Source organism: Atopobium sp. BS2, assembly GCF_000565075.1.
GTDB lineage: Bacteria > Actinomycetota > Coriobacteriia > Coriobacteriales > Atopobiaceae > Lancefieldella.
Genome location: NZ_JDFG01000047.1, coordinates 53,664 through 66,775 on the forward strand (window position 1 = coordinate 53,664; position 13,112 = coordinate 66,775).

13 protein-coding genes are annotated in these 13,112 nt (G+C 47.1%); all 13 read left to right on the top strand.

Annotated features, from left to right (window positions below):
* The first annotated feature begins 8 nt into the window (after positions 1-8).
* The 13 genes from dusB to HMPREF1492_RS06530 all read left to right on the top strand — a co-directional run bounded on the left by dusB (position 9) and on the right by HMPREF1492_RS06530 (position 13,108).
* On the top strand, positions 9-1,100 hold the full coding sequence (gene dusB, locus HMPREF1492_RS06470; RefSeq protein WP_035437197.1) for a tRNA dihydrouridine synthase DusB: 1,092 nt from the start codon (positions 9-11) through the stop codon (positions 1,098-1,100).
* Between the two features lie 9 nt (positions 1,101-1,109).
* A complete protein-coding gene (gene hemW, locus HMPREF1492_RS06475) occupies positions 1,110-2,357 on the top strand; it encodes a radical SAM family heme chaperone HemW (protein WP_051479442.1) in 1,248 nt (415 codons plus the stop codon).
* Positions 2,358-2,436: 79 nt separating this feature from the next.
* On the top strand, positions 2,437-3,054 hold the full coding sequence (locus tag HMPREF1492_RS06480) for an SAP domain-containing protein (RefSeq protein ID WP_035437200.1): 618 nt from the start codon (positions 2,437-2,439) through the stop codon (positions 3,052-3,054).
* A 190-nt stretch (positions 3,055-3,244) separates the two neighbouring features.
* On the top strand, positions 3,245-4,351 hold the full coding sequence (locus tag HMPREF1492_RS06485; protein ID WP_035437204.1) for a DnaJ domain-containing protein: 1,107 nt from the start codon (positions 3,245-3,247) through the stop codon (positions 4,349-4,351).
* A gap of 33 nt (positions 4,352-4,384) precedes the next feature.
* Positions 4,385-5,578, top strand: coding sequence for a molecular chaperone DnaJ (dnaJ, locus tag HMPREF1492_RS06490; protein WP_035437206.1), 1,194 nt, complete (start codon positions 4,385-4,387; stop codon positions 5,576-5,578).
* Positions 5,578-6,849, top strand: a complete 1,272-nt coding sequence (locus HMPREF1492_RS06495; RefSeq protein WP_035437209.1) for a MiaB/RimO family radical SAM methylthiotransferase — start codon at positions 5,578-5,580, stop codon at positions 6,847-6,849. The genes dnaJ and HMPREF1492_RS06495 overlap by 1 nt, the downstream gene beginning before the upstream one ends.
* 11 nt (positions 6,850-6,860) lie before the next feature.
* On the top strand, positions 6,861-7,820 hold the full coding sequence (locus HMPREF1492_RS06500; RefSeq protein WP_035437211.1) for a PhoH family protein: 960 nt from the start codon (positions 6,861-6,863) through the stop codon (positions 7,818-7,820).
* A gap of 1 nt (position 7,821) precedes the next feature.
* Positions 7,822-8,331, top strand: coding sequence for an rRNA maturation RNase YbeY (gene ybeY / locus HMPREF1492_RS06505; RefSeq protein WP_035437214.1), 510 nt, complete (start codon positions 7,822-7,824; stop codon positions 8,329-8,331).
* On the top strand, positions 8,331-8,708 hold the full coding sequence (locus tag HMPREF1492_RS06510; protein WP_035437217.1) for a diacylglycerol kinase family protein: 378 nt from the start codon (positions 8,331-8,333) through the stop codon (positions 8,706-8,708). The genes ybeY and HMPREF1492_RS06510 overlap by 1 nt, the downstream gene beginning before the upstream one ends.
* 12 nt (positions 8,709-8,720) lie before the next feature.
* Complete coding sequence (gene era, locus HMPREF1492_RS06515; protein ID WP_035437218.1) at positions 8,721-9,659, top strand: GTPase Era; 939 nt, start codon at positions 8,721-8,723, stop codon at positions 9,657-9,659.
* A gap of 2 nt (positions 9,660-9,661) precedes the next feature.
* Complete coding sequence (gene recO, locus HMPREF1492_RS06520; RefSeq protein WP_035437221.1) at positions 9,662-10,411, top strand: DNA repair protein RecO; 750 nt, start codon at positions 9,662-9,664, stop codon at positions 10,409-10,411.
* A 135-nt stretch (positions 10,412-10,546) separates the two neighbouring features.
* Positions 10,547-10,825 carry a 30S ribosomal protein S15 gene (gene rpsO, locus HMPREF1492_RS06525; RefSeq protein WP_035427641.1) on the top strand — a complete coding sequence of 93 codons (279 nt, stop codon included), beginning with the start codon at positions 10,547-10,549 and terminating at the stop codon, positions 10,823-10,825.
* Positions 10,826-10,909: 84 nt separating this feature from the next.
* Positions 10,910-13,108, top strand: a complete 2,199-nt coding sequence (locus tag HMPREF1492_RS06530) for a polyribonucleotide nucleotidyltransferase (RefSeq protein ID WP_035437224.1) — start codon at positions 10,910-10,912, stop codon at positions 13,106-13,108.
* Positions 13,109-13,112 lie beyond the last annotated feature (4 nt).

The window sequence follows — 13,112 nt, forward strand, 5'->3', positions numbered from 1 at the left end:
AGGTATCTGTGGAATCGCTTCAAACTATTATTGCAACCTGTGCTCCTGAAGCTGGTCTTTCTTCTCGCATTATTCCTTTTGCGTTAGGCACTTCACTCAAGGAGCGCCTGTCTGCAAATCCCGTGCTTATGGCCCCTATGGCCGGTGTCAGCGATGGCGTGTATCGCACTATGGCTCGAGCTGGCGGAGCAGGTCTTGCGTATTCAGAAATGGTTTCTGTTGCAGGAATTCATTATGGTGGCGAGAAAACCTGGGAGCTTGTAGAGCCTCTTGCAACAGAGCCTGATATTGCTGTTCAGCTCTTTGGTTCAAAGCCAGATCAGTTTAAAGAAGCAGCAGCTCAGATTAGTGAGCGTTTAGGGGATAAGCTGGCTCTTATCGATATCAATATGGCTTGTCCTGTTCCTAAGGTGGTTAAAAAAGGGGAGGGTTCAGCCCTTCTCGATACCCCAGAGCTTGCTGCAGATTTGGTTAAGGCTTGTCTGTCTGAGGTTAGCGTACCTGTCACTGTCAAGATTAGGCGTGGTAGACGTCAGGATGAGGAAGTGGCACCTGAGTTTGCTCGCGCCATGGAGGCTGCTGGAGCGTCTGCTGTTGCTATTCATGGCCGCTTTGCCACCCAGATGTATCGAGGTCAGGCGGAATGGGAGACCGTTAATAGAGTTTGCGATGCTGTTTCAATTCCGGTTATAGGCTCTGGCGATATGCTCTCTGCTGAAGCAGCAGCTCATGCTCTTACAGAGACAGGTGTAACGGCTGTAATGATTGCTCGCGGAACGTACGGAAATCCGTGGATTTTTAAAAACACTCAAGCTTTAGTTGAGGGTCAACCTGTGCTTGTTCCAACGCTTGACCAAATGCTTGCATCTTTTATGATGCATGTAAGGTTGCTTGACGCTGCGGATATTCATATTGCTCGCGCTAGAAGCCTTTCTACCTGGTATTTTAGAGGTATTCCAAACGCAGCCTATTGGCGTGGAAAGTCAGTAAAGTGCGTTACGGCCCAGGATTTTATTGATCTTGCACTAGAGATTAAAGAAACCGTCAAGCGGCTTGAGGGTGAGCAAGAATTTCCTGAGCATAATCTACCTATGAGCTAGTGATTTGTTGTGGATTCCTGGCAGTCTAAATACAACCAAACGGCCACTCCTGCACTTTACCTGCATATTCCGTTTTGCGCACAAAAATGCTTCTATTGCGATTTTTCTTCTTGGTCCACAAGACAAGACGATAATCGCATGAAAGATTACGTAAAAGCACTAAAACATCAGCTAGATGAAGCCGCTCAGCTTGGGTTGTTAGCTGCTACTAAAACGGTCTATATGGGAGGCGGAACTCCCAGCTTGCTCGGTCAAGATGCGGTAGATTTGGCGCAGAACGTCTCAGCTCTTACGCAGCCTAGTGAGTTCAGCATGGAAGCAAATCCAGACTCACTATCTGACGATTTTCTCGCCAATCTCTCTAAAGGTGGGGTAACGAGAATTTCTTTGGGAGTTCAAAGCTTTAACGATAATGAGCTTAAGAGGCTTGGCAGAATTCACTCGGCAGACCTCGCGTATGACAGGGTTTTAGCCGCAAAAGAGCATGCTTACGATGTGTCGGTTGATCTTATGTGTGCAATTCCTGAGCAAACAGAGCGTTCCTGGGAGTATTCGCTCTCAAGGTTTGTCTCGCTTGGAGTAGATCATGTGAGCGTTTATCCACTTACTATTGAAGACGGCACGGCGTTGGCCAAACAAACCCAAGATAAAGACACTCCTTGGAACGCCTACGACGTGCAGGCAGATCGAATGCAAGCGGCCTCAAAGATGCTTCAAGCGGCGGGGTTCGAACGCTACGAGGTAGCAAGTTATGCTCGCAATCAGAAGAGCTGTAAGCACAATAAGATGTACTGGACAGGCGAGTCGTACCTTGGTCTTGGTACGAGCGCTGCAAGCATGCTCACCGCACCTGAGTACGATATGCTTGCAGAGAAGAACACCTCTTTACCTGCGCGTCCACAAGACGCTGCTCGCGCACGGCTGGTAGTTCTTGATTCTCCAAAAAAAATTGCTGAAGGCGCATCGCTCTTCTCGACAGAGTTTGATGTTGAATTTTTAACCCATAGAGAAGCTGTGGCAGAAGATTTGATGCTGCATGCTCGCCTTATGGAACCAATTTCGCCTGCGCTATTGAATGAGTCTGAACGAGTATTTGGAGCGCCATCGATGCAAAAAGTGCTTGACTCCTGTTTGCATGATGAGCTGCTAGAATGCGTCAATAACGAAGATTCTAAGGATAAAACTACGTACAGGCCTACCGAGAAGGGCTGGCTGCTTGGAAACGAGCTCTATGGACGTCTTTGGGATTTAAGATAATGTTAGAAAAATTTATTTGATGTAGTTAGTATTTACTTGATGTTTCAAAATAATTGAAAAATAAGAAAAGGATTGAAGAATGGGAGAAAAAAGACCTAATTTTGATGATATTACATCTTTTGATGAGTTTATTAAGTATTACTGGTATCGTGAAGAACTTATGCAAATATGTAAGTCTTTAGGTTTGGAATATAGAGGTACAAAACAAGAGCTCAATAATATTATTGAGCAGTATTTTAAAGGTAATTTGATTAAGAAAAGACTTACAAAGAATAAAAAAGTCAATAAAAAAATTGTTACTTTAAATTCGTCATTGCTTGAGTGTGGCTTCTCATTTAATTCAAAGTTTAGAGAATATTTTTCTTCTTTAACAAAAGTTTCACCATTTAAATTTACTGCTGATATGGCTGCTGCTTGGAGAAAAGTTAAGAGAGAGAACAATAGTGCATTTACAATCAGGGATTTGTTAAATGTATATTATGGTGATTTAGATTATGCGAAATACGATAATTCGGCTTGTCAGTGGAATCAATTTTTAAAAGATTTTTGTGCAGATAAAAATAGCTATAACTATTCTAATAAATTAAAGGTGGCTTCTGTTCTTTGGAAAGAAGTTAGAGATTCAAAAGGTAAAAAAATCTATTCGAAAGATTTATTAACTAAGTATGCATTTAAAATACGGGAATATCATAAGTAAACATTTGATAATTTTCTTCATTTGCAGTTTGAAAAAGTCATGAACACATTCGATAGTATGTCGATTTTTCATGTATGTAGTTAACGAATATTCTTAATGGGATTTGGTTGCATTAAGTTAAAAACATGTGGGTACACTTTCAACTGTTCTTATAATCATAAGTTGTAACGGGTTGAATCGGAGAGATTTCATGGCTGCAATGAACGAGAAGGACTATTACGCCATCCTTGGTGTCTCTGAGTCCGCGACAGCTGAAGAAATTAGAAAAGCTTTTCAAACTAAAGCTCGTAAGCTTCATCCAGACATCAATAAAGAGCCCGATGCTGAAGAGCGTTTTAAAGAGGTTTCTGAGGCATATGCTGTTCTGTCAGATGCCGAGAAACGCCGTCGTTATGACGCAATGAGAAGCGGTTCTTTCTATGGCGGCGGCTATGGTCCTTCTGGTTATCCAGGCGGATCTGCCTATGGAGGTTCTCCTTTTGAGGGAGGCTTCCCGTTTGGTGATATCAACTTTACTAATTGGACCACTGGATCTCAAAAACGCTCTCGTGCATACAAGCCTCAGACTGGCGCAGATATTGTCTACGACTTAACACTGAATGATACAGACGCTAAAAATGGCGTTAAGAAAGGCATCACGTATCAGCGCTTTGTTACTTGTGATGCTTGTGCTGGTAAGGGATCTCAGCATAAAGCTGAGGCAACTACCTGTCCTACCTGCCATGGAACGGGACACATTGATATTGATCTTTCTTCCATTTTTGGAGTAGGAAAGTTTAGAGTTGATTGTCCAGAGTGTGATGGTGCTGGACACGTTGTGCAGGATCCCTGCGACGTTTGTGGTGGTTCTGGACGTGTTTTGTCTGCAAGTGAAATTATGGTTGATGTACCAGCTAACTCGCATGATGGCGATCAGATCAGAGTTCCTGGAATGGGAAATGCAGGAACAAATGGTTCTGCAACTGGCGACTTTATCGTAAATATTAAGGTTCCTTCAGAGCAGTTGACGTTCCGTCAGCGCGCGGGAGCTCGTATAACGGGTATTACCTCAATGCTTTTAGTATTTGTGGCACTTAATTTGAGGTCACCACTTTTTGCTATTGTTTTGATTCCGCTTTTGATTTTTGGCATTAGAAATGTTCTTGCAGATGGCGTAAAGATGAACGCTGGTTGGTGGAGAAGCTTTGCGAATGCATTTGTTTCGGGAATCATCAATGGTGCCTTCTACTCAATTATTATTATGACTTTGTATGCTTGTACGGCCGGTTTGGGCCATGTTGGCTATATGGGAATTTAAGTTTTAGGTTTTACAAGGGGAGAGTTAGTAAGCGTGGCAGAGAAGAAAGACTTCTACGAGCTCTTAGGTGTTGCTCGTGATGCAGACCAAAAAACTATCAAGCGAGCTTTTTTAAAGCTTGCAAGAAAACTGCACCCTGATGTTTCTGATGACCCTCATGCAGAAGAAAAATTCAAAGAGGTAAACGAAGCTTATTCTGTGCTTTCAGATGAGCAAAAGCGAGCCAACTATGACCGTTATGGTGATCCTAATGGTCCATCTGGTTTTGGCGGTGGCTATGTGGATATGTCAGATATCTTTGGCGGCGGTTTTGGTGGCTTTGGAGATATCTTTGATTCCTTCTTTGGTGGCAGCCATGGTGGTCGAGGCGCTGCTCAACGCACTCGTGGTAGTGATATGGGTATCAGGTTGTCCATTACGTTGGAAGAAGCTGCAGCCGGAGTTACTAAAACTATCTCGTATAACAGACTTTCTACCTGCGATGACTGTAACGGCACTGGTCTTGGTGAGGGCGGAAAAATTGAAGACTGTCCACACTGTCATGGAACGGGTACGGTAGTCCAGGTTCAAAATACCGTCTTTGGTCAAATGCAGTCTCAGACAGTTTGTCCAGAGTGCCAAGGAACAGGTAAGAAGGTCGAGCATGCCTGCGAGACCTGTGGAGGTCAGGGAAGAACTCCTGATCACGAGCGTGTTTCTGTAGAAATTCCTGCAGGTGTTCATTCTGGCCAGTCAATTTCCATTGCAGGTAAAGGTGAAGCAGGCGTTAGAGGTGATACCTCTGGTGACCTTATCGTAACCATTGAAGTTTCCCAGCATAAAGATTTTGAGCGCAGGGGAGACGACCTCTTTACCTCAGTGAGCGTTGATTCCCTTGAGGCAATTGTTGGTACTACCGTGACCATTGACGGTATTATCAAAGATGAAACTATTGAGATTGCTATTCCGGCCGGATGTAAATACGGTCAGCAGCTAAGTGTAGCTGGTAAAGGTATGCCTCGTTTGCACACTAAGGCCCGTGGCAACCTTTACGTTCTGGTTCACATTGAGACTTCAACTGGGTTGACTAAAGATCAGTTAAAGACGCTAACCTCCCTTATTGATGAGCGCAAACAAAGTGGCGCTCAAGAAACTCAAGATGAGCAGCATGATCAGCGTTCTGCAGCAGAAGATTCCTCTAATCATAAAGACAAGAAAGCCAAAAAGGCTTCCAAGAAGAGGCGCTAATGGCTCATGGAATTGCGCTCATAAATCTTGGATGTAGGGTAAATCGCGTTGAGCTTGATTTAATGGCGGATTCTCTGCTTCGCATGGGATGTCGCATTGTTGAAGAAGATGAAGCTCGGGCAATTGTTATCAACACGTGCGCTGTCACTGCAGAAGCTGAGGCTAAGACGAGAAAAGCCGTTCGTAAAGCAGCGCTTATGCCAGGAGCTCCTCTTGTAGTTGCAACGGGTTGTGTTGCAAGTCTTTTTGCTGACGAGCTTGCCTCTCTTGCTCCTAACGTTGTGGTAGAAGCCGAGAAAGACAAAGTTGCAGATAGAGTTCTTGAAGAGCTAGGCTTTGCTCCAGAATCCGTAAGCGACGACGGACTTGTTATCTCCAAGCCAACTCCAACAGGTCGCACACGCCCTGGTATCAAGATTCAAGACGGTTGCGATAATCGTTGTACCTTCTGCATTGTCTGGAAGGCACGCGGTGCGGGAAAATCCCTTGATCCTCGCGAAGTTGTTTCGCAGGTAAAAGATGCTATGAGCAGAGGAGCTCAAGAGGTTGTTCTTACAGGAATCAACCTTGGCAGCTATAAGGCTCAACTTGAGGATGAAGGTGGAAGAATTCTACGTCTTCCTGATCTTCTCGAGTATGTGCTTGAAAAAACTGAGGTCGGACGCTTGAGACTATCGTCCCTTGAGCCACCAGATGTAAATACTCGTTTGGTGGAGGTAATTGCTGCCTCCAACGGAAGAATTGCACCTTTCTTGCATATCTGTCTTCAGTCCGGCTGCGATGCTACGCTTGCTCGTATGGGCAGGGTGTATAGGACAGAGCTTTATCGTAAGGCTGTTGAGGAAGCACGTTTGGTACTGCCAACCATTGCTTTGGGAACGGACCTTATCGTTGGCTTTCCTGGAGAAACCGATAAAGAATTTGACGAGTCGTATGAGTTTTGTCGTCAGATGGGCTTTTCTAAGATGCATGTATTTAGGTATTCCAAGCGTCCTGGAACGCCTGCGGCTACTGCTCCAAATCAGGTAGATCCAAAAGTGATGGCTGAGCGCGCAAAGAAAATGCGTGATCTGGGTAATGCTATGCGCTTTGATGCTGCTAAGAAGCTAGTTGGTACCTGCGATAATGTGGTGGTACAGTATCCTGGTAGGGGGATTTCTGGCGGTCTTTTTGATGTCCAGGTTGATCCTACTATTGAACTTGATGAACTTATCGCTATGCGCTTTGATGAAGTTTTACCTAATGGAACGCTAAAAGCCATTCGTTTGTAAATTGGGGGAACATGGAGCCAACACAGATTCGCTTAACTATTCCTGATTCAGTGGATCCTCTATATCTGACAGGTCCAGCTGATAGTTTGCTCAGAGAAATTGAAGCGTCATGCGCGGCTCTTATTTCAGTCAGAGGCAAAGCAATCTTTTTGTCGGGAACTTCTCAAGAAATTGAGCAGTTAACGCTTATTTTTTCTCACCTAATTCAAATGGTCGAATCAGGCTCAAGGCCCACGCTTGAAGACGTAAAGTTGCTGCTTGATAGTACAAAAAGAAATGCCAACTTAGAGCAAACGGGAACACGTACCCTGTTTGTAACTCATAAAGGCAAAGCAATTCAGCCTAAAACACAAGGTCAAATAGCGTATGCCAAGGCAATAGCAAACAATTCCATTACGTTTGGTATTGGTCCTGCGGGTACCGGCAAAACCTATTTGGCAGTTGCCATGGCACTTGCCGCCTTAACTTCTCAGCAAATTAGCAGAATTGTGCTAGTAAGACCTGTTGTAGAAGCAGGAGAGTCTCTTGGTTTTCTTCCAGGCACGCTTCAAGAAAAGCTGGATCCCTACATTAGGCCGCTCTACGACGCTCTCTTTGATATGACCTCAATGGAGTATGCAAATAATCTCATTGAACAGGGAATTGTTGAAATTGCTCCGCTTGCATTTATGCGTGGTCGTACCATGAATGACGCGTTTGTCATTTTGGATGAGGCACAAAATACCACCCCTGAGCAGATGAAAATGTTTCTGACTCGCCTGGGTTTCTCGTCAAAGTTTGTAATTACGGGCGATGCAACACAGCGAGACCTTGTGGGCAGAAGTGGTTTGGATGTTGCTCGGCAGGTGCTTGGCAACCTTGAAGACGTTGCTTTTGTTGATTTAGATAGAAATGATATTGTTCGCCACACGTTGGTTGGTAAGATAGTTGATGCATACACTGCGTATGAGAAAAAACAGCTAGGGGAGTAACGTGGTTAACGAGTACGACATTGTGATCGAAGAGGGCGTCGAGTCGCCAATTTCTGTGGAAGAGATTGAAGCCGATTGCAATCTTGTACTCTTAGAAGAGGGCGTGGAGCGCCCCTGTACCGTCTCCATTTCTATTGTTAGTGATGCAGAGATTCAGCAGGTAAACCTTGAGTGGCGAGAAAAAAATGCACCTACTGACGTTATTTCACTTGAGGTAGAGCGCCCTGATGATCCAGATTTGGCTCCTGGTGAGATGTGTGAGTTGGGCGATATTATTCTGGCTCCTCATTTTATTGCTCGCCAGGCAAAAGAATATGGCACTACAGAGGCGGATGAGTTTAGGCTTATGCTTGTTCACGCCATGCTCCACCTGCTTGGATATGACCATATTGAAGATGATGAGGCAGAGATTATGGAAGCTCGTGAAGACTCCCTTGTTGCTCTGCTTTCAACGGATAGGACTATTGAGCCAGTTGTATTGACTCGCCACCGTGAGGGGATTGACGAGTAATGATTCCGGGATCTAAAGGCAGACATCCAAGCTTTAAGCGCGGCCTTCTCTTTGCACTACAGGGCGCTCGCCAAGCATTTGCTCAGGAAGCAAACTTGCGTCGTATGGCCGTTGCTGCTGCAGTAACCGTGGTGGTGGGATTGTTTGTTGGTTTAGACGCTGTGAGCTGGGCACTTGTTCTTGCTTGTATTGGTGCGGTTTTAACCACAGAACTTCTCAATACAGCAATAGAAACTGTAGTGGACCTGGTTTCTCCAGAGTTTCATCCTATGGCTGGTAAAGCCAAAGATATTGCTGCGGCAGCCTCATGCTGTATTAGCATTACCGCAGCTCTTATAGGACTTTTGATTTTCTCGCGTGCAATTTTTCATTGGTAAGTTGGAGGACATATGACCGCCAATTCAGTTTCTGAAAACACTTCATCTGAGACCACTCCCTTTAGGAGCGGTTTTGTTGCCTTAGTTGGTCGTCCAAGTGTTGGTAAGTCCACGCTGTTAAACGCATGTATGGGGCAGAAGGTGGCCATTGCAAGCCCTGTTGCCCAGACAACGCGTCGTCGTTTTAGAGCAGTGGTAAACGGTGAGAACTCTCAGCTGGTCATTGTAGATACCCCAGGCCTCCACAAGCCCAAAGACGCTCTTGGAAAAGAGCTCAACAAGGCAGCGCTCGGAGAGCTTAATGACGCTGATGTCATTGCTTTTTTGATTGACGCTACTAAGCCTGTTGGTCGTGGAGATGAATGGGTTGCCAATCATGTTGAGCAGGCGCATGCCGCCTTTAAGCTGCTGGTTATTACCAAGGCCGACATTGCAACTCCAGAGCAAGTAACAGAGCAGCTTGAGGCCGCACAGACTCTTGCGCACTTTGATGACGTGCTTGTTGTTTCTGCTCCAGAAGACTTCAATATCCAGGCATTTATTGCGCTTGTTTCAGAGCATCTTCCTGAGGGTCCTATGTGGTTTCCAGAGGATATGGAGACTGACGCATTGCCAGAAGACCTGGTAGCAGAGTTTGTTCGCGAGAAGCTCTTGTTGAATCTTCGTCAGGAAGTTCCCCATTCCGTTGCCGTTGTTTGCGATTCTTACGAGGTTGCAACGGATGGACACCTCTCTATTTCTGCCACCATTTTGGTTGAGCGAGAAGGACAAAAGGGCATCGTAGTTGGCCAGGGCGGCTCCATGATTAAACGCGTTGGCGTTGAGGCTAGAAAAGATCTAGAGAAACTGTTTGGTCGCAAGGTTTATCTTGACCTGCAGGTGCGCGTTCAGCCTCTCTGGAGACGTGATGCCAATGAGATTAAGCGCCTGGGCTACTCAACTGAGGACTAGTTGTGCCTGGTAGAAAGACAACGCGTCTTAAAGCAATTGTGCTTGATAGAACAAAACTCGCTGAGCAAGACCTCATCTTAACCATGCTCTCCGATTCAGGAGAAGAGCGTCGCGCTGTCGCAAAGGGTGCTAGAAAGCCAGGCGGCCGATTTGCAGCCCGTGTTGAACTGTTTTGCGAGTTAGACGTGCTACTAGCAGAAGGTCGCTCGCTTGACATCTTGTCCGAGGCAACCTTGCTTGAGCCGCATGCCACACTTCGCGGAGATCTCTCTAAGGTAGCAGCTGCATCAGCTATCTGCGAGGTCGCACGCCTTTCGTGTATTGACGGCATTGAGGACGCGTTTCTCTATCCACTGCTTTCTCGTGCTCTCAGAGCCTGCGAAGAAGTAGATGACGAGAAACACCTAGATCTTGTTGTTGCTGCTTACGTGTTTAAGGTTTTGGCACACGAAGGCTGGCGCCCAGAGCTGGAATCGTGCATTGCCTGTGGAGATGAAGCCCTGACGTACTTCTCGCCAGCTGCTGGTGGTGCATTGTGTGGAAGTTGTGCGCATGAGATTGAGGGCGCTATTGAGGTAGACTCGCTTGAGCTCTCGTGGTTGTCATCGCTTCTCAAACTTACCTTTTACCAGCTTGTCATTGCAGAAATTGCTCCAGAAACTGCGCTCTTTTTGCTCACAAGCGCGCATATTTGGGCGGCTACACACCTTGAAGCACGTCTGAAGGCATTTGAATTTTTGCTCAGTATCTAGCTGAAGTGTATTTTTACTAGCAAAGTTCACCAGTAACTGGTATCCTCTTGTAGGTTATTTCCTTGTTCTTAGGGGCTAGTCACTGCCGGCTACCTTCTCAGTACAAGGAGTATTCAACGCGAAAGGCGGTTTATTATGGCAGTAACTAAGGATCGTAAGGCTGAGCTTATCAAGCAGTACGGCAAGGACGAGAAGGACTCCGGTTCCGCACAGGTTCAGGTTGCTCTTCTTACTGAGCGTATTCGTCAGCTCACCGACCACATGAAGTCCCACCAGAAGGACTTCCACACTCGTCGTGGTCTTCTGATGCTCGTTGGTAAGCGTCGTCGTCTTCTTTCTTACATCAAGTCGAACGACATTGAAGAGTACCGTACTCTTATTGCTTCCCTGGGTATCCGCGACAACATCCAGTAAGTTGGCTTTTTAGGGCGCCGTCTGGCGCCCTTTATGTTTGAGGCCCGTTTGCAATGGGGCAAACGGAGATAGAAGAGGAAAGAAATGACTAAAGTAACTCACGAATTTGACCTCTACGGTAAGCACTACACCCTTGAGGCTGGTGAGCTCGCAAAGCAGGCAACCGGTGCCTGTATCGTTAAGTGCGGCGATTCCACCGTACTTCTCACTGCAGTGGTTTCCAAGGAGCGTAAGGATTACGACTTCTTCCCACTGACTGTTGATTTTATTGAGAAAATGTACGCAGTTGGCCGCGTTCCTGGTGGATACCTTAAGCGTGAGGCTCGTCCATCTGAGAAGGCAACCCTTACTGCTCGTATGATTGACCGTCCTCTGCGCCCATCCTTCCCAGATGGCTTCCGAAATGAGGTTCAGATTGTTGCAACTTCTCTTGTTGCTGATCAGGTAAACGCTGTTGATACCATCTCTGTCATGGGCGCATCCGCTGCTCTGGCTGTTGGTGGCGTTCCTTTTGAGGGACCACTTGCGTGCGTCCGTATTGGTCGCAACGCTGATACCGGTGAGTTCCTGGTTAACCCAACCTACGAAGAGCGCGATCACTCTGATCTTGACCTTGAGCTTGGTGGCTCTTCAACCTTCATTTCCATGCTTGAGGCTGGCGCAGATGAGATCTCCGAAGAGGACATGCTCTCTGCTATGGCATTTGGCCAGGAGGCAATTGCAACATTCTGCGAGGAGCAGAAGAAGTTCATTGCTAAGTGGGAAGAGGTTAACGGTCCTATTGTTAAGCGTGAGTACATCCTTGACGAGCCGATCGCTGAGGTTCACGACCGCATCTTTGCCTACTACGACCAGATGAGCGCTGCTCTTAAGGATGCTGACAAGCAGTCCCGCATGCAGAAGGTTGCTGACTTGATGGATGAGATCAAGGCTCAGTTCACCGAGGAGGAGCAGGAGCTTTGGAGCCGCGCTATTGCAGTTGAGCTCAAGGCTCTTGAGAAGCACGCAATGCGCGTCATGGTTGTTGAGACTGGCGAGCGTGTTGACGGCCGTGTGGCTAATGAGATTCGTCCAATCATGGTCAAGCCTGACTACCTGCCACTTGTTCACGGTTCTGGTCTTTTCCAGCGTGGTCAGACCCAGGTTCTCTCCATTTGTACACTTGGCATGCTCAACGAGTGGCAGCGTCTTGACACTATTGAGCCAATGGATGGCAAACGCTACATTCACCATTACAACTTCCCACCATTCTGCACCGGTGAGACTGGCCGTATGGGCAGTCCAAAGCGCCGCGAGATTGGTCACGGAGCTCTTGCAGAGCGCGCACTTCTACCTGTCATTCCTTCCGAGGAAGAGTTCCCTTACACCATCCGCGTTGTCTCTGAGGTAATGGAGTCCAATGGTTCTTCTTCCATGGCTTCTACCTGCGGTTCTACGCTTTCCCTTATGGATGCAGGCGTTCCTCTGAAGCGTCCTGTTTCTGGTGTTGCAATGGGTCTTATCCAGGAGAACGGCAAGACTGTTGTTCTTACCGATATCCAGGGTCTTGAGGACTTCCTCGGTGACATGGACTTCAAGGTCTGTGGTACCACCAAGGGTATTACTGCAATGCAGATGGACAACAAGGCAACTGGTCTTACTCCAGAGATTCTGCGCAGCGCACTTCTTCAGGCTCAAGAGGGCCGTATGTTCATTCTGAACAAGATGCTCGAGCAGATTCCTGCACCTCGTACTGAGACCAAAGAGACCGCTCCACAGATCATCTCGCTTTCTATCCCAACTGATAAGATTCGCGACGTCATTGGCTCTGGTGGCAAGGTTATCCGCGGTATCCAGGAGGATACGGGCGCAACCGTTGACATCCAGGAGGACGGTACCGTCTTTATCGCTGGTACTAACGGTGCTGCCGAGGCTGCTGCAGAGCGCATCAAGGGTATCGTCAAGGTTCCAGAGGTAGGCGAGGAGTACACCGGTCGTGTTGTTGGTCTTCAGCCATTCGGCGCCTTTGTTGAGCTGCTTCCTGGCAAGGACGGCCTGCTTCACATTTCCCGCGTTGCACAGGGACGTGTCGAGAAGATCGAGGATGTCCTGGCTGTTGGTGATGAGGTCAAGGTTCAGGTCCTTGAGGTAGACGAGAAGGGCAAGATTTCTCTTGACCGCCTTGATAAGCCTGAGGCTCCACAGGGTGCTCCAAAGAAGGAGCGCGAGGAGCGCCGCCCACGTCGTCAGAATGACAACGGCAACTCTGAGCGCAGGCAACCACGACGTCACCACGACGCATAAGCTA

Bases quoted from the DNA above. Each gene is read 5' to 3' on its own strand.
- HMPREF1492_RS06480 (WP_035437200.1), top strand. From the start codon at position 2,437: ATGGGAGAAAAAAGACCTAATTTTGATGATATTACATCTTTTGATGAG.
- HMPREF1492_RS06485 (WP_035437204.1), top strand. From the start codon at position 3,245: ATGGCTGCAATGAACGAGAAGGACTATTACGCCATCCTTGGTGTCTCT.
- HMPREF1492_RS06495 (WP_035437209.1), top strand. From the start codon at position 5,578: ATGGCTCATGGAATTGCGCTCATAAATCTTGGATGTAGGGTAAATCGC.
- HMPREF1492_RS06500 (WP_035437211.1), top strand. From the start codon at position 6,861: ATGGAGCCAACACAGATTCGCTTAACTATTCCTGATTCAGTGGATCCT.
- HMPREF1492_RS06510 (WP_035437217.1), top strand. From the start codon at position 8,331: ATGATTCCGGGATCTAAAGGCAGACATCCAAGCTTTAAGCGCGGCCTT.
- era (WP_035437218.1), top strand. From the start codon at position 8,721: ATGACCGCCAATTCAGTTTCTGAAAACACTTCATCTGAGACCACTCCC.
- rpsO (WP_035427641.1), top strand. From the start codon at position 10,547: ATGGCAGTAACTAAGGATCGTAAGGCTGAGCTTATCAAGCAGTACGGC.
- HMPREF1492_RS06530 (WP_035437224.1), top strand. From the start codon at position 10,910: ATGACTAAAGTAACTCACGAATTTGACCTCTACGGTAAGCACTACACC.